This is a genomic window from Sphingobium sp. B1D7B, from assembly GCF_025961965.1.
Classification (GTDB): Bacteria; Pseudomonadota; Alphaproteobacteria; order Sphingomonadales; family Sphingomonadaceae; genus Sphingobium.
This window is the reverse complement of sequence record NZ_JAOQOR010000001.1, coordinates 1,230,202-1,249,460: the sequence shown is the minus strand read 5'-3', so window position 1 is coordinate 1,249,460 and position 19,259 is coordinate 1,230,202. Positions and strand designations below refer to the sequence as shown.

The 19,259-nt window shown below is 63.2% G+C and carries 14 protein-coding genes; 10 read left to right on the top strand and 4 right to left on the bottom strand.

Going from position 1 to position 19,259, the window contains the following annotated elements:
* The first annotated feature begins 194 nt into the window (after positions 1-194).
* From M2336_RS05740 to M2336_RS05695, 10 genes are all read left to right on the top strand, one after another.
* Positions 195-1,325, top strand: a complete 1,131-nt coding sequence (locus tag M2336_RS05740) for an iron-containing alcohol dehydrogenase (RefSeq protein WP_264592646.1) — start codon at positions 195-197, stop codon at positions 1,323-1,325.
* Positions 1,326-1,375: 50 nt separating this feature from the next.
* Complete coding sequence (locus tag M2336_RS05735; RefSeq protein ID WP_264574296.1) at positions 1,376-2,773, top strand: spinster family MFS transporter; 1,398 nt, start codon at positions 1,376-1,378, stop codon at positions 2,771-2,773.
* Positions 2,770-3,720 (top strand): amidohydrolase family protein, encoded by a 951-nt coding sequence (locus M2336_RS05730; RefSeq protein ID WP_264574295.1) that lies wholly within the window; start codon positions 2,770-2,772, stop codon positions 3,718-3,720. Before M2336_RS05735 ends, M2336_RS05730 begins: the two co-directional genes overlap by 4 nt.
* Positions 3,721-3,724: 4 nt before the next feature.
* Positions 3,725-5,089 carry a hypothetical protein gene (locus M2336_RS05725; protein ID WP_264574294.1) on the top strand — a complete coding sequence of 455 codons (1,365 nt, stop codon included), beginning with the start codon at positions 3,725-3,727 and terminating at the stop codon, positions 5,087-5,089.
* Between the two features lie 68 nt (positions 5,090-5,157).
* Positions 5,158-5,376: a hypothetical protein gene (locus tag M2336_RS05720; RefSeq protein ID WP_220128560.1), complete on the top strand. Its 219-nt coding sequence runs from the start codon at positions 5,158-5,160 to the stop codon at positions 5,374-5,376.
* 116 nt (positions 5,377-5,492) lie between these two features.
* Positions 5,493-6,638, top strand: coding sequence for an isopenicillin N synthase family dioxygenase (locus M2336_RS05715; RefSeq protein ID WP_264592645.1), 1,146 nt, complete (start codon positions 5,493-5,495; stop codon positions 6,636-6,638).
* A 518-nt stretch (positions 6,639-7,156) separates the two neighbouring features.
* Positions 7,157-8,077 carry a helix-turn-helix transcriptional regulator gene (locus M2336_RS05710; RefSeq protein WP_264574291.1) on the top strand — a complete coding sequence of 307 codons (921 nt, stop codon included), beginning with the start codon at positions 7,157-7,159 and terminating at the stop codon, positions 8,075-8,077.
* A gap of 120 nt (positions 8,078-8,197) precedes the next feature.
* Positions 8,198-10,309 carry a TonB-dependent receptor gene (locus M2336_RS05705; protein WP_264574290.1) on the top strand — a complete coding sequence of 704 codons (2,112 nt, stop codon included), beginning with the start codon at positions 8,198-8,200 and terminating at the stop codon, positions 10,307-10,309.
* Positions 10,310-10,349: 40 nt separating this feature from the next.
* Entirely contained in the window at positions 10,350-11,507 is a 1,158-nt protein-coding gene (locus M2336_RS05700) for a 12-oxophytodienoate reductase (RefSeq protein ID WP_264574289.1), read from the top strand.
* A 48-nt stretch (positions 11,508-11,555) separates the two neighbouring features.
* Positions 11,556-13,001 carry a spinster family MFS transporter gene (locus M2336_RS05695; protein WP_264574288.1) on the top strand — a complete coding sequence of 482 codons (1,446 nt, stop codon included), beginning with the start codon at positions 11,556-11,558 and terminating at the stop codon, positions 12,999-13,001.
* Here the strand turns inward: M2336_RS05695 and M2336_RS05690 are convergent.
* Genes M2336_RS05690 through M2336_RS05675 form a run of 4 tightly spaced genes read right to left on the bottom strand, consistent with a single transcriptional unit; the run spans position 12,986 to position 19,038 of the window.
* Positions 12,986-16,234 (bottom strand): efflux RND transporter permease subunit, encoded by a 3,249-nt coding sequence (locus tag M2336_RS05690; RefSeq protein ID WP_264574287.1) that lies wholly within the window; start codon positions 16,232-16,234, stop codon positions 12,986-12,988. The genes M2336_RS05695 and M2336_RS05690 overlap by 16 nt on opposite strands.
* A gap of 3 nt (positions 16,235-16,237) precedes the next feature.
* Positions 16,238-17,380 (bottom strand): efflux RND transporter periplasmic adaptor subunit, encoded by a 1,143-nt coding sequence (locus M2336_RS05685; protein WP_264574286.1) that lies wholly within the window; start codon positions 17,378-17,380, stop codon positions 16,238-16,240.
* A complete protein-coding gene (locus M2336_RS05680; protein WP_264574285.1) occupies positions 17,377-18,651 on the bottom strand; it encodes a TolC family protein in 1,275 nt (424 codons plus the stop codon). The genes M2336_RS05685 and M2336_RS05680 overlap by 4 nt, the downstream gene beginning before the upstream one ends.
* A gap of 57 nt (positions 18,652-18,708) precedes the next feature.
* Positions 18,709-19,038: a hypothetical protein gene (locus tag M2336_RS05675; protein ID WP_264574284.1), complete on the bottom strand. Its 330-nt coding sequence runs from the start codon at positions 19,036-19,038 to the stop codon at positions 18,709-18,711.
* Positions 19,039-19,259: the final 221 nt, after the last annotated feature.

The window sequence follows — 19,259 nt, the reverse complement described above, 5'->3', positions numbered from 1 at the left end:
GTCGCGGAAGTTCGCTGTGCCTTTCTACGCCCGACGCCTGGTTTGCAGGAGGCCTACAGGCGGGGTGCCAGACATACCGCGACGGGCATCTGCAACTTCCGACCAGGGTAAGTGCCGCCCGGCGGGTCATGTCATCCCGATCCTGCAAAATCACCGTCAGGAACGCGCCGACCATGAGTCCCCAGCAGATCAGCATGAAACAGGTGGCGCTCCTCCATTTCGGGCCGGATGTGTCGGCGCGGTTGGTCGATGATCTTCTCAAGATCGGCTCGAAGTCTGCCCTTATCGTGACGACGCCACCGGTACGCGACGCCGCGGAGCGGGTCGCCGGCCCCTTGCGGGCGCAAGGCTTGCGCACCGAAATCTGGTGCGACAGCGGCAGCGAGCCATCCGTAAGCGACTTCGAGGCCTTGCTGGCCATAGCCCAAAGTCGGGCCGCAGATGCCGTCATCGGCATCGGCGGCGGCAGCTCGATGGATCTTGCGAAACTCGCCGCCGCCCTGCTGGATGGCCGCCAGACGATCGCGGATGTTCAGCGCGACGGCCTGTTTGGCCCGCGCAGATGCTGGCTCGCGTGCATCCCGACCACCGCCGGCACCGGCAGCGAGGTTTCGCCCATTGCCATCCTGCTGGATGAGAATGACCTGCTCAAGAAGGGCGTGGTGAGCGAGCAACTGGTGCCAGATGCCGCCTACATCGACCCGATGCTCACGAAGTCGATGCCGCCCGCCGTCACCGCCGCAACCGGGCTGGACGCGCTGACTCATTGCATTGAAGCCTATGCCAACCGCTTTGCCCATCCGGTGATCGATACCTTTGCTTTGGAAGGCGTGCGGCTGGTCTTCCGCAGTTTGCTGAACGCCGTGCGCAATGGCAGCGATGTGCAAGCGCGGACGGACATGGCGCGGGCCAGCTTCTATGGGGGCCTATGCCTTGGCCCGGTGAACACGGCCGCCGTTCATGCGCTGGCTTATCCGCTCGGCGGTGAGTTCCATGTCGCCCACGGCGTGTCGAACGCCATCCTTCTGCCGCACGTCCTCGCCTTCAACCTGCCCGCAGCGGAGGCACGCTATGCCGACATCGCGATGGCGGCTGGCGCGGATGGCAACGGAACGACGGCCGAGATCGCGCGCGCAGGGCTGCGTTTAATCGAAGGATTGTGCCGCGATTGCGGCGTGCCCATGCGCCTCTCCGACCATGGCGTGCCGGCCGATGCGCTGGACCGGATGACGGATGGCGCAATGACCGTCACCCGCTTGCTGGACCGCAATGTGCGCCCCGTCGAATGGCGTGACGCGCGCCAAATCTACGGCGCTGCATTCTGAATCGACATGCGGATAGAAGATAGAAAACAACCGGCTTTGGGAGACGATTTTTGACTGTCCATCACGATGCGCATGATCCTGGCGTTTCCCAAGCAACCGCTGGTCCCAAGCTTGGCGCGCCGGCAGATGACACGGACATGCCGACCCGCGGGCAAGCGCATTATTCGCTCTTCGTGCTGACGGTCGTCGTCCTGTTCACGGTCGTGGATCGTCAGGTTCTCGCATTGCTGATCCTGCCCGTGCAGCGCGATTTCGGTATTTCCGATACGCAGGCGGCTCTGTTGCTGGGCGCGGCCTTTTCGCTGACATACGCCATCGCCGGCCTGCCCATCGCCCGCATCGCGGACACCCGCAACCGCCGCAACATCGTCGCCGCCTGCATCGCTTTCTGGAGCGGGGCCACGATGCTGTGCGGTCTGGCTCAAAACTACACGCATCTCTTCCTCGCGCGCATGGGCATCGGCGCCGGCGAGTCGGGCTATGGCCCGGCGACCTGGTCGATCGTGACGGACTCCTACCCACGGGAAAAGGTGGCCTTTGGAACCGGTGTGCTTTCCATCGGCGCGACGGTGGGCACGGGGCTTGCGCTCTTCATGGGCGGCGCGGTGCTCGCGATGGTCGAACACTTCCCGACGGTTAGCCTGCCCTTCGGCGGCACGATCCGCCCCTGGCAGTGGGCCTTCATCATCGTCGGCGCGCCGGGCCTCATCTGGGCGCTCGTCGTGCTGACCACCAAGGAGCCGGCGCGGCGTGGACTAAAAGGCCGTAAGCTGAAAAGCGTCCCGGTGAAGGATGTCGCCCGCTTCATGCGCGATGACTGGCGCGTCTATCTCGCTGCGATCGGCGGCCTCGCCATGAAGCTGCTGATGGTTATGGGGATCTCGCAATGGATGCCAACGCTCTACCACCGCGAATTCGGCTGGGAGCTGTCCGATGTGGGCATGATCACGGGCGGGATCGCCATGGTCCTCTCGCCCATCGCCCTGCTGCTCGGCGCGCGCGTCTCGGAACGCTGGATGAAGCAGGGGCGCTCCGACGCTAATCTGCGCATCGTCTTCTACGGCCTGTGCGTATCCGTGCCCTGCTACATCGTCGCGCCGTTGCTGCCTAATCCCTGGATAGTGCTGACGCTTCAATCGGTCGCCGTGTTCGTTTCCGCTATGGGCGCCGGCCCTGCCATCGCCGCCTTCCAGCTTGTCACGCCCAACAGCATGCGCGCGCAGGTCAGTTCGGTGAGCCAGTTCTGCACCAATGTTCTGGCCTTTGCGGTGGGCCCGCTCCTCGTCGCGATCCTGACGGACTATCTCTTCCGCGATCCGCAACTGCTCAACTACTCCATCTCGCTAAGCACTGCCCTGCTTGGCCCATTGACCCTTTTGATCACCTGGCAGGGCCTCAAGCCATTTGCCCGCAGCGTCGACCGCATGGCCCTGGAGGCCGGGCAATGAGCGCCCAGGATCAGACCGGTGAGGGAGACCGCGACGCCATGGCCCCGATCGACACGCTCGAAATCATCGACGCGCAAATCCATGAGCCTTTCCCTGCAGTTCGGCTGAACGGGGCAGACATGCACCTGTTGACAAGGATGCAGATCGAACTCGCGCGCGAAGCGATGGACGCGATCGGCGTCGACCGGGCGCTCGCCGTCACCGACGACGCGTTCATCGAACTCGCCAGCACCCTCTTCCCTGGGCGCTTCCCGGGGGTCCATACCTTCTTCCCGATCGTCGACGACTTCGGCCCTGCTGTCCGCAAGGTCGCAGCCAATCCCGCCATGGTGGCAGGGCGCGCATTGGTCGGAAACTTCGCGACAGCGGAAATGCGCCCAGAGTTCGATACCGGAAAGTTCGATACTCTTTATGCGGCGGCAGAAGAGGTCGGCCTGCCCATCTTCAACTCCACCCACGGCGGATGCGCGCGCATGGCGGAGATTGCCGAACGGCATCCCACCTTGACGCTGATCATCGACCATATCGGCGTCGCGCAGCACCCCGTGTCGCCGCCCGAGACGATGTCCTGGGCGACCTTCCCCGACCTGCTCGACCTTGCCCGCTACTCCAACATTGCCGTGAAGCTCTGCGGCGCCCCGCTCCTGTCGGAAGAGTCTTACCCGTTCGAGGATCTGTGGCCGCGGCTCGACCAGTTGATTGCCGCGTTCGGCGCGGAGCGGATCATGTGGGCCAGCGATTATACGCGCTTGCGCACGGCCGATCTTCCCCGCGGTGCCCGCCCACGGCGCCGCGGACTGACCTATGCCGAAAGCCTCAACTTTCTGCTGCGGAGCGACCGGCTGAGCCTTGCGGACAAGCGCCTGATTTTCGGCGGCACTGCGACCCGCCTGCTGCGCCTGCCGCCCATCGGCACGGACTGGCCAGTGCCCGAGATGCGATGGTAGCGGCATGACCGATGCCGAGACCCTACTGGCTCAGGTCGAAGAAGCCTGCAAGCGGCTGAAGATCGCCCAGACGACATTCGGGCGGCAGGCTGTCAACGACGGCAAGTTCGTCAGCCGCCTGCAGCAGGGCGGCCGCGTGACGCTCCAGACGGTAGAACGGGTCCACCGCTTCATCGCCGAGCAGGGCGGGCCATCGGCAGCGACGTTGCGATCGGCCATTATCGGTCGCGCCGAGATGAGCGTCGAGCACAGCTTCCGCTTCTACGACAACCGCCAGAAATATCTGATGTTCGTGAACACCTCATCGGAAAAGCAGGTGATCGCCGACCGCGCGTTGCAGCAATTGGCCCTCGCCCAGCCCCGTCCGCCCGCGATCCGCTTGTTTGATGGGGGCGCCGGCGATGGAACCGCACTTACCCGACTTCTGCGCGGCGCGCACCGCCGTTACGCTTGGCTACCTTTCTACATCGTCGCGAAGGAAATCAGCCTCGAAAACGTTCGACTGATGCTGGAGAAAATGCCCGACAGGTTTCAGGAGCATCCGGCGACGGTGCTGGTCGTCACCAACCTGCCCTATACCGAGGCCCCTTGGCTCAACCCGCGCAATCCTGTGGACGCCAGCCGGATGGTCTGGGAAGAAGTGCCGCTCGATGGGACCACCGCCGGCGATTTCGAGGAGGCGATCGCCGAGCTTCAGCCATTTCTGGAACGCAACTGGCGCGTGCGCCGCAGTGCCGCCACAGGGCGCCCGCTGCATGAAGTCCCCGCCGTCCTCATCCTGTACCGCCGCGACCATCGGTTCGCGCTCGACGCGGTCATTCCACGTCGGGGCCGGGCCAGTGCCGATTTCGACTTCGTACTACTGTCCCAACCCTATAGCGCGCGGGCAGAGCTGTCCTTCAAGGCGGAGAAGATCGTCGCGCCGCTCGCCCGCGCGTTGCGCCTGAGCGGGCAGCTGATGGGCGTGCATTCCTTTGGTGACGATCCGGGCATGGAGTTGATTCAGACCATTTGGCCGGACGAAACCCCCTTCGTCCACAAGCGGCAGATACTGATGGCCGCTGTCCAGGCCGAACTCGGCCGTGACGCGCGCAAATTCCAGCTTCACGATCTACCCGATGAGCGCTCGGTGTTCCGCTATGGCATCCAGACGCTGGATACCGAAATCGATCAGTCGATCGGCTCCTCCACGCTGCTCGCGGCCTGGAATGCCGCCAGCTACGTGGCGCAGATCGAAGACGACCGGCTGTCCGTGGCGATGAACAGCGATCGCTATCTCGAGGCCACCCGCCAGACGCTGCGCAAATATGGCGGGCTGTGGTTCCAGAACGAAGCCTACATCATCTCCCGTCGCGCAGACCTGGGATAGCCATGGAAAGAAGACATATGGATAATCACGCGACCTGCCCATTCTGCCACGCGCGCTGGACACAGGATATGATTGATCAGCTCGAAAGATTTTCGAGTGCCGGCGGCTGCGCCTGTTGCAGCCTGACGCCAGACCTTGTGGCCCACCAGCCACTGGAGACGCCCAAACGCGACCTGTGCTGCGCGACTTGTGGCAAGGCGATCTACCTCGCGCCAAATCTCTTCCGTCACCATATTGAAGAGATTCAGACGCAGCTCAAATCCGATGTAAATCTCTTCTATTTCTGAATATATTTCCATCACCGGAAATATAGATTCATAGTTTTCGAAAGGTGGGATTTATCCCAACGACGGTGGGAACGAATGTGGTTTACCCACCGACACGGTCGTTCAAAATCAACACCATGGATCAGCCAACGCGATCATTGCCTGCCTGGACAATGACTGCACGCTTGGCGACACAAATGGAGAGTATGATGTTGGACGTTCTTTCAGATCTTGCGGCCGAAAAAGCCGGCGTTGACGATCAACCCGCACAGGGTGCCGATCTGCCTGACACCCTGCCGGTCGTGGACATCTCCAGACTGCAAGGCAGCGCGCGAGACCGTGAGACGCTGATCGCACATCTGAGGAGCGTTCTGCACCGTTTCGGCTTCTTCTACCTTAAGGGGCATGGCGTCGACCCCGCACTGTGCGCCGCAGCCCTCGCCGTCTCCAAGCAGTTCTTCGCATTGCCGGATGAAGACAAGCTCGCCATTGAAATGATCAGATCGCCGCATTTCCGGGGCTATTGCCGGGCCGGCATGGAACTGACAGGCGGTAAGCCCGACTGGCGCGAGCAAGTGGATTTCGACCGCGAGGAAATCCCGCTGCCGACCGGCCCCGACACACCCGCCTGGCATCGCGCCATTGGGCCCAACCAGTGGCCCGATGCCCTGCCGGAGATGCGCGGCATCATTCTGGCCTATCAGGCGGAGGTGACGCGGGTAGGGATCGAAGTCCTCCGCGCGATCGCCCTGGCGCTCGGCCAGAACGAAGATGCCTTTGCGCCCATGTACAAGTCGGGCCCACGCCAGCATCTCAAGATCGTGCGCTATCCCGGTCGCGATCAAACTACGTCGAAACAGGGCGTCGGCGCCCATAAGGATGGCGGGCTGATCACCATCTTGCTGCAAGACGTGCTGCCGGGTCTGCAGGTCCAGCTTGAGGACGGATCGTGGATCGATGCGCCGCCTGTGCCGGGCACATTCGTCGTGAACACCGGAGAACTGCTTGAACTGGCCACCAACGGCTTCGTCCACGCAGACGTCCATTGCGCCACCTCACCAGAGCCCGGCACGGCGCGCTATTCCATTCCGTTCTTCCTCGGCGCGAGCCACGAGGGCAGCATCCCCCTAATCGACCTTCCTCCCGAACTCCGCGCAGTCGAACGCGGGGTGAGTTCAGACCCCAGCAACCCGCTTTTTCGCGATGTCGGCATGAACCACCTCAAGGCGCGCTTGAGATCCCACCCTGATGTAGCAGCACGGTTTTACGCCGATTGCGTGTAATTCTGATGAGCGGCTCATTAGAGAGAAGAGCTGGCGTCGTCAGACAGAAGGATAAGGCAAGGGGCGCGAGCAGAATGCGATCTGTCTCCCACCTCGTGCCGAAGCCGCGTCATACCGCGATTGATTCAGCCTGATTCACCCGAAGAATCCTTGCTAAACGATCTCAGATGGATCCCCTCGAAACCGCAACCGCAACCGCAACCGCAACCGCAACCGCAACCGCAACCGACAGCGTGCGCTTCGATTTTAACCGCCGCCGATCTCAGGCTCATGGCGCAAGCCAGCTTCATGAACGAGGGCAGGTCCTCACGGGCCGTTTCGCGCGGTGAAATGTCGGCTATGTTGAACTGTTAAAACTGAGGACAACCCGCGGGCGCGCTGTCCAAGGGTTCTCCTATGACCGGCCCACTGGGGGTCACATGTACCGGGGACCAGTCAAGCCGGGTAGGTCACGCAAAGAGCGACCCCACGCATTGACACTATGCGGAATGCGCATCGCATGACATCTTGATACCATCATGGCACAGAACATTTCAGTTTCGCCAATCAATGGGTCGTGGAACAGTGGCTTTGCCTTGTATCAGGCGGCGACATATGTCGGCACGCCACATCGGCCTGTCATCGTGGCCGCGACCACGAACAGTCAGAGCGAAATCCAGCTCTTTGACTGGCTGGTGCCCGAGCGTTTCGAGGTCATAAGCGGCGGCGGTTCCGACAATCGCGCTGCGAAATTCTGCTTCTACATCGCGAACCGTCCCACCTGGATCGGCCGAGGCGATGGCCAAATACAGGAAATCCCTGAACATAAACTCGTTGTCATCAATACGAACGATCCAATCAGGACGATCAGCCTTGGCGACACGCGGCATCTTACACTCGTTCTGCCTCACTGGATGGTCGCGCGCCATGTTCCGGAGCCGGTTCATCTGAGCACAGCAGCGACTGTCTTGCCCGATGCCAATGGGCTCGCAGCGCGCGACATCATGTTTGCGCTTCGATCATGCATTGGGTTGGCGCAGTTTCCTTCGATCAGCACGAAGCTGGTGGACGGCTTCCTTGATACTCTGCGTCCCGTCAAAGCCGATGACCATAGCCCTGGCTTGCACAAGCGCAGCGCCGATGTGCTGCGCATTCGCGAGATCATCGCACGAAACTTCAGCGATCCCGATTTTTCAGCGGCGGATATTGCGCGCGCGCTCGGGATATCCACGCGCTACCTGCACCTCATCTGCCAGGTTGAAGAGTCACCCGCCCGGATGATCCGGAATTTCCGGCTCCAACAAGCAGAGGCGCTCCTCAAATCGCCAGCCTGGCAGGACAGATCCATCACCGACATTGCGCTGGAGTGTGGCTTCAACAGCAGCAGTCAGTTCAGCACCAGCTTTCGGTCCTATGCCGGGGTTTCGCCACGGCAATTGCGATATGGCCGCACTGTCTAGACTCAGAACCGACCCGCACTTCCAAATTTCAAAAATCCACTGCGGAAATCGGAAAGACGGCCTGGCTGCGGCCAATTAAGTCTGCTCGCCACAAAACAACGAAATGAAGAGGGCGAGGATATGTGGAAGGGCTCTGACAGTCTGTCCGGTTTTTGCGTGCTGACGGCCTTGGTGGCGACGCCGGGGATGGCGCAGACGGGACCGAGCGAACCATCGGCAACGATCGAGGACATTGTCGTCACTGCGCGTCGGACGGCAGAGACGTTGCAGAACGCACCTGTTGCCGTGTCGGTGATCGGCGGCGGCGCCCTCGAGCGGGCCGGCATCACCGGGTTGACGGACCTGCAGAGCCGGCTGCCCGCTGTGGAATTCCAGACAGCGACGAGCACGCCGATCGTCACCGTGCGCGGTGTTGGCACGTTCAGCACGCAGGCCGGCGTCGATTCCGCCATAGCATATACGGTCGATGGCATCTTTCTGGCCCATCCCCAGGCCTATCCCCCGGTTCTGGTCGACATCGCGCGCGTGGAGTCTCTGCGTGGACCGCAGGGCACGCTCTACGGCCGCAACTCAAATGGCGGCGCGATCAACTTCCTGACCAACGAACCGGTGCTGGGGCAAGTGCAGGCAAATATCGCGCTGACTGCGGGCAATTATGCGACCTTCGGTTCCGAGGCGATGCTGAACGTGCCCATGGGTGAAAAGGCCGCGATCCGTTTCGCGTTCGGCTCGAACAGGCGCGATGGCTTCTATCCCGATGGGTACAGCAATGCCGCTGATTGGGTCGGGCGCGCGCGTCTACTGGTCCAGCCCAGCGATCAACTAAGGATCGTCCTCAGTGCCGACCGCTCCAAGCTGAGCAACGATGGCGCGGGTTGGGACTATTGCCCGCCCAACACCACCAGCGCTTTGTGCGCCGGCCGCCCTTTCCGCCCCTATACCGGGCTGAGCGGACGCAACCTCGCGGATTTCAATCATAGCGATAGCTGGTCGGTCTATAATCAGATTGATCTCACGCTCCCCTGGGCCACGCTCACCTCGCTCACTGGCTACCGCGACAACGACTTCCTCGCCCGGCAGACGCAGGTGCTGGGCACGTCGTCCTCAGGCTTTATCCAGGGTGTGCGCAGCAAATTGTTCACGCAGGAGCTGCGCCTCGCATCGCCTGCCCAGTCGCCTTTCAAATGGCTCCTCGGCGGCTTTTACGCACGCGAGACCGGGCCGGCCTCACAGACCTTCAATCAGGACGAGATCCCTTACTTCTCCAGCGATCCGCATCTGGTGACGACTTCGAAAGCGGTGTTCGGCGAAGTCACCGTGCCCCTCGCCTCCATGCTGCGGGTCATCGGCGGGCTGCGCTATACCGACGAGGAGAAGTCCGCGACGGGTGTGGTCCGCACCATCTCGCCGACCTCCACCACCGAACTGCCGATCCTGCAGAATTTCCGGACCCGCAAATGGACCTGGAAAGCCGGGGCAGAGCTCGATCTGGCCGAGACGTCGCTGGTCTACGCGACGGTCAGCACCGGCTTCAAATCGGGCGGCATCAATCAGGTTCCGCAACTGCCTGGCTTCACCGGCTCCTACCGGCCCGAGACGATTACTGCCTATCAATTGGGGTCGAAGAACCGCCTGCTCGGCAACCGCCTCCAGATCAACGGCGAAGTCTTCTATTATGATTACAAGGATTTCCAGGCGCTGCAGGTGATCCGCGACGCCGCCATTCCCGGCTTCTTCATCCAGACGACCAATTCGCAGAAATCATCGATGTACGGCGGCGAGCTGGAGGCCGAGGTCGCCGTTTCCTCCGCGGGTCGCCTGTCGCTAGCGGCCACCTGGCTCCATGCCCGCTTTGATACCTATATCATTGGCGCGACCAACCTGTCGGGCAAGCAGATCCAGGCCGCGCCCGATTTCACGCTAGGTGGCGCCTACGAGCACCGGTTCGATTTCGACAGCGGCGCCCGCCTGACCTTCGGCATCGACAGCAAATATGTGACGGGACATTTCGTGGCCAACAGCAACGCCCCCGGCTCCTATCAGGATGGCTACTTGCGCTCCAATGCGAGCTTGACCTTCGAAACCCCCAATCGCGCGTGGCAGATCTCGGCGTTCGTCAGGAACATCGAGGACAAGGCGCAGATCGCGGCCTTCCAGCCGTCCGCAAATGGCGACTTGGTGCTGCTCAATCCGCCGCGCACCTTCGGCGCGACGGTCAAATGGCGCTACTGATCGTGGCAGGCCAGCTATCATCGATGCGAGGCGCAACCGCATGACGGATCAGTCCTCCCTCCTCTTCGACCAGTTCACTTTGAAAGGGCGGCAACTCGCCAATCGCTTCGTCCTCCCCGGCATGCAACGCGGATGGAGCGTCGACGGCGCGCCGACCGATACGCTCACCGATTACTACGTGCGGCGCGTGAAGGGTGGCGCGGGCCTTATCATCACGGAGTCGGTCGCGGTCGATCACCCCAGCGCGACACGGTCGGCTGTTTTCAGCCGGTTGGACGAAGGCACGTTCGAGGCCTGGCGCCAGTGCGTTGGGGCAGTGCGCGCGGCAGGCGGGCACATTCTCCTGCAACTCTGGCATGAGGGCGCCGTGCGCAAGGATGAGGACCTGGGAGACGGGGTGGTCGTCACGCCGACACTCAGCCCATCCGGATTGATGGCGGCGGACCGACCGCGTGGTCGGGCGGCGACGCTTGAGGAACTCGAGGAAATCAAACAGGCCTTCGTTCGCTCCGCGCTTCTCGCGCAAAAGGCCGGGGCAGACGGCATAGAACTGCACGGCGCGCACGGCTATTTTCTCGATCAGTTTCTGTGGGAGCAAACCAACCGCCGCTCGGATCGCTATGGTGGCCAGTCGCTGCCCGAGCGGGCGCGCTATCCTGCCGAAATTGCGCGAAGCGTACGTGCAGCCTGCGGGGAAGATTTCATCATCTCCTTTCGCTTTTCCCAGTGGAAGGAGATCGATCTCAAGGCGCGGATCGCCGAGACGCCAGAGGAGCTGGCGCTATTCGTCTCGCTGCTGCGGGACTCAGGAGTCGATATTCTCCACGTGTCGACGCGACGTTTCTGGGAGGCTGCCTGGCCGGAGAGCGACAAGACGCTGGCCGCTTGGGTCAGGCAACTGAGCGGACTCCCGGTCATCGCCGTGGGCAGCGTCGGACTGAGCACGGACATCATGGAAACGGCTCAGGGCCTGGAATCGCACTCCGATGTACAGGCGAGCATCGCTCTTCTCGACCAGGGTCTGCAGCGGAGCGACTTCGACCTTGTCGCTGTCGGGCGCGGGCAGATTAGCGACCCCGAATGGGTCAACAAGGTGCGGGAGCAGCGTTATGGTGACATCATCGCCTTTTCCCGCAAAGCGCTTGGTAAGCTCGATGGGGAAACGGACCATATGGAGGGTGTGCCCCCAAAGGCCTGAGCGACACATCGGTATGGCAGATATCAGGATAAGAGTTGGGACGAGGCAATGAGCTCTGGCAGGCCAGCCGAATCAGCGGCGGATGAGGCGGTCGATCTGAACGGGCCGACCAGCCGCCCGGATGCCACGCGTGCATCATGGATCGCGCTCTCCATCCTGCTGCTCGTCTATCTGCTCAACAATCTCGATCGGTTCATCCTCTCGATCCTCGCCCAGCCGATCAAGGAAGAGTTGCGCCTCGCGGACTGGCAGCTTGGCCTGCTCACCGGCTTTGCCTTCAGTCTCCTGTATGTCGTCGTCGGCTTTCCGATGGCGCGCCTGTCCGACCGGGGAAACCGGACGTTGATCCTGTCCCTCTGCGTGGCCTTCTGGTCGATCATGACCGCGCTGTGCGGGCTCGCGACGAGTTTCGTGCAGCTTTGCCTGTTCAGAGCCGGTGTCGGTGTCGGTGAAGCGGCTTGCCTGCCCGCTTCACACTCGTTGGTCAGTGATCTCTTCCCGCCGGAGGCGCGAACGCGTGCGATGTCGATCTTCGGGCTGGGCCTACCGCTGGGCGGGTTTGCCGGCGTCGTGATCGGTGGCTTCGTCATGGACCATTGGGGATGGCGCAGCGCGATGCTGATCGTGGGTCTGCCCGGCCTGCTGGTAGCCCTGCTGACCTGGATGGTTATCAAGGAGCCCGAACGGGGCCGCTTTGAGCGGGCATCCGCGCGGACGTTGCCCAGCGCCGGGTCCCTGTTCGAAGTTGCGATGACGTTATGGAAATCGCCCATTGCCCGGAATGTGATCATTGCTCTGACGGCTGCGGGACTGGTCGGCGCGCCCAATGTCACCTTCATGGGCCCCTACATGATCCGCCGGTTCGACCTGGGCTACACGGAACTGGGCGTGATCATCGCGCTGACCTTCATGCTCGGATCGGCCATATCGACGCTGGGAGGCGGGCTCATCGTCCATTGGGCATCCCGCTTTGACGACCGCTGGATCATGTGGGTGCCTGCCATCGGCGTTGCGCTCAGCGCGCCATTATATGTTGCGGCTTATGCGCAAAACAGCTGGCAGGGCCTCGCGGCGATCCTGTTTCTCGCATCCGTCGTCAACTCGACCTATCTCGCGCCTTCCTACGCCATGCTGCACAGCACGGTCGGGCCAAACGGCCGGGCGACTGCATCGGTCATCGCGAGCTTCTGCCTCAGTCTGATCGCGATGGGTTTCGGCCCGCTGCTCGCCGGCATGGGGATCGATCTGCTGGCAGCTCATCTCTTCGGTGCCGTTGGGCAAGGTAGTTTTTCGAGCGCGTGCCCCGGCGGCGCGGCCGCCGCCGGGAGCGCCCCGGAAGTGGCCAGCGCATGCCGCTCCGCGACATCCCAGGCCACGCAATGGGTGATCATGGGATGCCTCGCAGCGATGGTATGGCCCGCCTGGCATTTCTTCCTTGCGGCGCGTCACATGACCATTCGGACCACCTCAAATGCACATCATTCGCGCGTCTGACTAACCGGCTTTGACAAGAGCGGGTGACGCTTGTCCGAGGTCATCGGATGACCGCGCCGCCGGACAGCGCGTTGTCCAAAGCGGGCATAGAGTGTCGGAAGAACGAACAGCGTCAGCAGCGTTGCGGATATCAGGCCGCCGATCACCACGGTCGCCAGCGGCTTCTGGACCTCGGCTCCGGAGCCGCTGGCAAACGCCATGGGCACAAAACCCAGGCTTGCGACCAGCGCAGTCATGGCGACCGGCCGCAGGCGTTGGATCGCGCCTGTTCGTGCTGCCTCGGCGCGGCTCATGCCCTTGCCGATCAGATCCTGAATGGAGCTGACCATGACCAGCCCGTTCAACACCGCGATTCCCGACAGCGCGATGAACCCCACCGCCGCCGAGATCGAGAAGTCCATCCCGCGCAGGAAGAGCAGCAACACGCCGCCGACGAGCGCGAAGGGCACGCCGGTGAAAACGATCGCCGCGTCCCGAACATTGCCGAGCGCACCGTAGAGCAGCAACAGGATGATGACGAAGCAGCCCGGCACGACAAGTTTCAGCCGCTCGCTTGCCGAAGCGAGATTCTCGAACTGCCCGCCCCACTCGAGATAACTGCCCGCAGGCAAGCGCACCTCGTTCGCAATCGCTGCCTGAGCGTCTGCAACGACACTGCCCACATCGCGGCCCCGGACGTTGGCCTGGACAACGACGCGGCGTTTGCCGTTCTCGCGGCTGATCTGGTTTGGCCCGTCGACCACCGCAATCGTCGCCACGCTCGACAGGGGGACATAGGCGCCCCCAGCGACCGGCACCTGAATCTGGGCCAGTGCGCCAAGGTCGGCACGTTGGGCCTCGGAAAGGCGGATGACCACCGGGAAGCGTCGATCACCCTCGAAGATCATGCCTGACGTGCGGCCGCCGATCGTGGCGGTGATGGTGTCCTGCACGTCCTGCGCCGTCACGCCGAGCCGCGCCATCGCATCGCGATTGACGCGGATGTCGAGCATCGGCAGGCCGGTGGTCTGCTCGACCTTTACGTCGGTCGCGCCTTCCGTCCTTCGCAGAACCGAAGCGATTTGCTCGGCTACCCGGTTCATCGATGCGAAATCGTCACCGAAAACCTTGACCGCGACATCGCCGCGGACGCCGGCAATCAGCTCATTGAAGCGCATCTGGATCGGCTGAGTGATCTCATAGGCGTTTCCGGGAATCTTCCCCAACTCGCCTTCTAGACGCTCGACCAGCGCCGCCTTGGTCAGGTGGGGATCGGGCCACTCGTCTCGTGGCTTGAGGATCACGAACATGTCCGTTGCATTGGGCGGCATCGGGTCGGATGCCAGTTCCGCCGTGCCTGTCTTGGAGAAGACGAACTTCACCTCCTTTTGACGCGACATCATCTGCTCGAGCGGCACCTGCATCGCCTGGCTTTGCTGGACCGATGTCGCCGGGATCCGCAGGGCCTGGATCAGGATGTCGCCTTCATCGAGCTGTGGCAGGAACACCTGCCCCAGCGAGAGGAATGCCGCCGCCGCGATCGCAAGGCTTCCAAGCGCCGCTCCGATGGTGAACGAAGGCATCTTCATCGCCCGATCGAGGCCCGGTTCGTACCGCGCCTTCAACCAGGAGATGATCCGGCCATCCTTTTCCTCAACCTTCTTCGAAAGCCAGATCGCGATCATCGCCGGCACGAAGGTCAACGACAGGATGAAGGCGAAGGCGAGCGCGATGATGACCGTGAGCGCCATCGGCACGAAGGTCTTGCCTTCCACCCCGGTGAGCGTGAGCAGCGGCACATAGACCAGAATGATGATCGCCTGGCCGTACACAGAGGGACGGATCATTTCGCGCGCCGCGCTCCCGACATTGCCGAGCCGTTCCTGCACTGTGAGCAGGCGGCCCTCATGATGCTGCTGTTCGGCGATACGCCTGAGCGCATTCTCAACGATGATGACGGCGCCATCAACGATAAGGCCAAAGTCGAGCGCGCCCAGGCTCATCAGATTGGCTGAGACGCCGACGCGCAGCATTCCGAAACCGGTCAGCACCATCGTGATCGGGATGACCAGCGCAGCGATCAGGGCCGCCCGGAAGTTGCCGAGCAGCAGGAACAGGACGACGATGACCAGAAGCGCGCCTTCGCTGAGATTCTTTGCGACCGTCTTGATCGTCGAGTTCACCAGTACCGTCCGATCCAGCACCGGCTGAATGACGACGTCGGGGGGCAGGGATGCGTTGATCTCCTGCAGCCTGTCGGCAACCGCGGTCGCCACGGTGCGACTGTTTTCACCGATCCGCATGATCGCCGTGCCAACCACCACTTCGGTGCCGTTCTCCGAGGCTGATCCCATCCGAACCGCCTGTCCGGTCTGCACCGTGGCGACCTGGTCAAGCGTGATCGGTACGCCCTTACGGATCGCGATGACTGTCCGCGCCAGTTCCGCTTCGTTGCGGATCAGCGCGTCCGATATGACCGCGAGACCTTCGCCACCGCGATTGACGAACCCGCCCCCGACGCTGGAGTTGTTGCGCTCGAGCGCCGTGCCGAGGTCGGTCAGGGTTAGCTCCATTGATGCCAGTTTCTGGACATTGGGAACGACGAGATATTGTTTGGCGTAGCCGCCGATCGAATCGATCCCGGCGACGCCGGGCACATTCTTCAGGAGCGGCGTGACGATCCAGTCCTGCGTGGTGCGCAGATAGGTGGCCTTATCGGCCTCGCTCGTCAGCCGTTGCCCTTCGGGCGTGATGTAGCTGCCGTCTGGCTGCTGGCCAGGCTCGCCGGGCCGATGCTTGTCGTCGGGCCGATGGTCGAGCCGAACCGTCCACATATAGACCTCGCCAAGCCCCGTCGCGATCGGCCCCATTTCAGGGCTGACACCGCCGGGCAGGCTCTCTTTCACGCTTTCAAGGCGTTCGCCGACCTGCTGACGCGCGAAATAGATGTCGGTCGCGTCGGTGAATACGGCCGTGACCTGGGCAAAGCCATTGCGGCTCAGCGAACGGGTGTACTCAAGACCCGGAATACCGGCGAGCGCCGTTTCGATCGGAAACGACACCTGCTTCTCGACCAGTTCAGGCGAGAGCGCGGGCGCACGAACGTTGATCTGCACCTGATTGTTGGTGATGTCCGGCACGGCGTCGATCGGCAGGCGGGACAAGGAATAGGCGCCGATGACGGCGGCAACGGCGGTGAGAGCGAGGACAAGCCAACGCTGCTCCACGGCCCATGTGACGATGCGGGCGATCATGGTTCAGTCCTCATGGCTTGCTTCGCTCTTGCCGAGTTCGGCCTTGAGCGTGAAACTTCCGGTGGTGGCGATCCGCTCACGGCCTGAAAGCCCGGAGCGGATGAGCACGGTGTCGCCGGCGGGATCGCCAAGCTGCACCGGCGTGACCCTGAAGCCTGTTGCCGTCCGCACGAACACAACCGTTTTCCCCTCGACCGTTTGCACGGCCGTCAAGGGCACGCGTACAGAGGCGGGACCGTCGCCACCGCCAGCCAGTTGCACCGACGCGGTAACCGCCTCGCCTACGCGCCATACGCCGCCGCCATTGTCGAGCGATGCGATCGCCGGCACCAGTTTTGTCTGTGGATCGAGCGCTGGCGATACGAAGCTGATCTGCCCGATCGCCGAGCGTCCTGCTGCGGTGACCGTCACGGGCACCCCAGGTCGGACGCGGCCCGCATCCTCGGGCTTGAGGCTGAGCGTTAGCGACACTTTCGACAGATTGGCGACCCGGAACAGCTCGGCGTCAGCCGCAACTGTTTGACCGAGCACCACCGGTCGCGCGATCACCTGCCCTGAGAGGGGAGCAACGATGCCGAGGCGATTGAGCCCGCCCCCACCGCCCCCAGTTGCCGAAACCTGGCTTTGCGCCTGAGTGAGTGCGATCCGCGCCTCGGTTGCCGCAGTTCGCACCGCGATCAGATCCTGCTCAGGTGAAACGCGCTGAGAGAACAGCCTTTGCTCGCGCGCGAGATTGGAATTGGCGAGGGCGAGCCGTGCCCGGGCCGCCTCGACCGCCCCCTTGAGCTGCGCCGCCTCGCGGCTCTCGATCACCGCAAGCGTCTGCCCGCGGGAAACGCTTTCGCCGAGATTGCGGTTAAGCGCGACGACACGACCCGCGATCGCCGCCGAGACGACCTGTGTCGCCTGCGGATTGCCATCGATCGTCGCGGGCAGTTCGATCGTGCCGGCGCCGCCGATCAGCGGAACGGCAACCTGCACGCCTGCCGCCGCGATCTGTTCGACCGAGAGCGTGATGACGCCTTCATCCGCATGACCGGTTTCCTTGGGTTGCTCGGGCGCGGTCTCGTTCGTCGAAGCGCCGTCACCGCAGGCAGCCAATATGAGCGCGAGCGACAATGCGCCCGCAAGCTGGATTTTCTTCATGACTGGTTTCCCCCTTGAGGCGCGGGAGCGGTCAGCCGCTCCAGCCGCGCACGGGCATTGTGATAATTGGCGAGGGCATCGATCGCAGCGACGCGGGTGTCCGCGAGCGTGCGCTCGGCGTCGAGCAAGTCGAGCTGGCTGAACTTGCCCTCGCGATAGCCGATCCGTGCGATACGGGCCGCCTCCTGCGCGGCCGCAAGCGCCGGACCGGCGGCCGCGCGTGCGGTCGTTTCGGCATTGGCTGCTTCAGCTTGCGCTTCGGCAATCGCCTGATCGACATCGAGTGCCGTCATGCGCCGCCGCGCCTCAGCCCTTGTGCGCTCGGCACTTGCCTGCGCCACCGCCGCCCGCCCGTTGTTGAACAGCGGGATTGCAATCGAGATGGCGAAAGCCGCGGCGGTGTCGTTGGTCGCTTCCAGACGCCGGAGCGCCGGCCCGATATTAAGATCGGGCACACGATTGGCGCGCGCCAGACGGATGCCGGCATCGGCGACGGCAAGATCGGCGTCGGCTGCCGCAAGCGTGAGCGTGCCGGACGCTGACGGCGCGATCGTCGGGCCATAGGATGCTGTCGGAATTTGGTCCAGCAGCCCGATGTCCAGCGCACCATCAATCGAACCGCCAAGCCGTCGTGCGAGGTTCAGCCGGGCGACATCCGCAAGCCGGGCCGCGCGTTCCAGGCTCGCCGCCGCGTTGATCCTGGCGAGATCCGCACGCTGCTCTTCAAGCGGTGAAGCACGGCCGGCTTGCACGCGCACCCGTGCCGCTTGCAGGGCATCGTTCGCGATCCTGAGCTGGTCATGGGCGGTTGCGAGCCGTCTTTCCGCCGCGATCGCCTCGACATAGAGCGACGTGACCTGAAGGCGGACATCGGCCGCGACGACTGCTGCCTCCAATTCCGCACGTGAAAGTTGCGCGGTGGCGACAGCAACGCGCGCGTTGCGCTTGCCGCCGAGTTCGATGGGCAATGTCACGCCCATCGTCGTCTCCGCGCTCTGGAGCCCCCTATATAGTCCGGTGCCGACGACATTCTCGACCTGCGCCTGCGCCAAGGGGTTGGGACGCAGGCCCGCAACCATGCGGTTGGCGCGGGCGGCTTCGATAGCGGCTTTGGCAGCGTCGGTTGACGGTGCAGCGCCGCCCGCTCCGGCGATGGCCTGTTCAAGCGTGAGGATCGACGCCGCAGCATCGGCCGATACGCGCCCCTGTTGCGCCTGCGCCGCCGAGGCACAGGACGCTGCGGCGAGCATCGCCGCGAGCAATTTCTTCATGAGTGATTCTTCCTGACAGCTGATCGTCAGGCCGGCATGTGCCGGCCGGCGAAACCGTCAGGCTTGGGGCGGCCTTGGCAAGACGCCGCCGCGGGCATCCGGCAGCGGCGCGCGCAAATGGCGCTGCTCGGGATCGTTTGTCACCAGGCTCGCCTGTGACCCGATGATCGTTGCAGGCGTTCCAACATGATGTCCGTGACAGGGATTGTGATGATGCGGCAGTCCATTGTCGCTGTCCGCAGGCACCTCGTCGCCATCACCCGGTGCGTGGACCGTAAGTTCGGCGCCAAGCACGCTCCCGCCCACCGCTTCAGCAGCGTGCGCCATGCCCGCGAAGCCGGAAAGCACCAGCATCAGGCAGGCGAGCAAAGGGAGAAGCTTGCGCATCATCCGTCCCTTACCACCCAGACGCCACGACGTAACCGCTTATTTGAAATGAGCTCTTCACGCACAAGGATGATTTGCGCGCCGCTGGAGGTGGCGAGAGCGATGCCCCGTTATCGAGATGGGCAGCAGGCATACCGTGCTCGTCGACGTGAGCAGCGGTGGAGGTTTTCGCATCACGCGCCAGGCTTTACGCGGTCACCCTCGCGCAAGCTTGCGGGACC

Bases quoted from the DNA above. Each gene is read 5' to 3' on its own strand.
- M2336_RS05740 (WP_264592646.1), top strand. From the start codon at position 195: ATGAAACAGGTGGCGCTCCTCCATTTCGGGCCGGATGTGTCGGCGCGG.
- M2336_RS05730 (WP_264574295.1), top strand. From the start codon at position 2,770: ATGAGCGCCCAGGATCAGACCGGTGAGGGAGACCGCGACGCCATGGCC.
- M2336_RS05725 (WP_264574294.1), top strand. From the start codon at position 3,725: ATGACCGATGCCGAGACCCTACTGGCTCAGGTCGAAGAAGCCTGCAAG.
- M2336_RS05720 (WP_220128560.1), top strand. From the start codon at position 5,158: ATGATTGATCAGCTCGAAAGATTTTCGAGTGCCGGCGGCTGCGCCTGT.
- M2336_RS05715 (WP_264592645.1), top strand. From the start codon at position 5,493: ATGGATCAGCCAACGCGATCATTGCCTGCCTGGACAATGACTGCACGC.
- M2336_RS05710 (WP_264574291.1), top strand. From the start codon at position 7,157: ATGGCACAGAACATTTCAGTTTCGCCAATCAATGGGTCGTGGAACAGT.
- M2336_RS05705 (WP_264574290.1), top strand. From the start codon at position 8,198: ATGTGGAAGGGCTCTGACAGTCTGTCCGGTTTTTGCGTGCTGACGGCC.
- M2336_RS05700 (WP_264574289.1), top strand. From the start codon at position 10,350: ATGACGGATCAGTCCTCCCTCCTCTTCGACCAGTTCACTTTGAAAGGG.
- M2336_RS05695 (WP_264574288.1), top strand. From the start codon at position 11,556: ATGAGCTCTGGCAGGCCAGCCGAATCAGCGGCGGATGAGGCGGTCGAT.
- M2336_RS05690 (WP_264574287.1), bottom strand. From the start codon at position 16,234: ATGATCGCCCGCATCGTCACATGGGCCGTGGAGCAGCGTTGGCTTGTC.
- M2336_RS05685 (WP_264574286.1), bottom strand. From the start codon at position 17,380: ATGAAGAAAATCCAGCTTGCGGGCGCATTGTCGCTCGCGCTCATATTG.
- M2336_RS05680 (WP_264574285.1), bottom strand. From the start codon at position 18,651: ATGAAGAAATTGCTCGCGGCGATGCTCGCCGCAGCGTCCTGTGCCTCG.
- M2336_RS05675 (WP_264574284.1), bottom strand. From the start codon at position 19,038: ATGCGCAAGCTTCTCCCTTTGCTCGCCTGCCTGATGCTGGTGCTTTCC.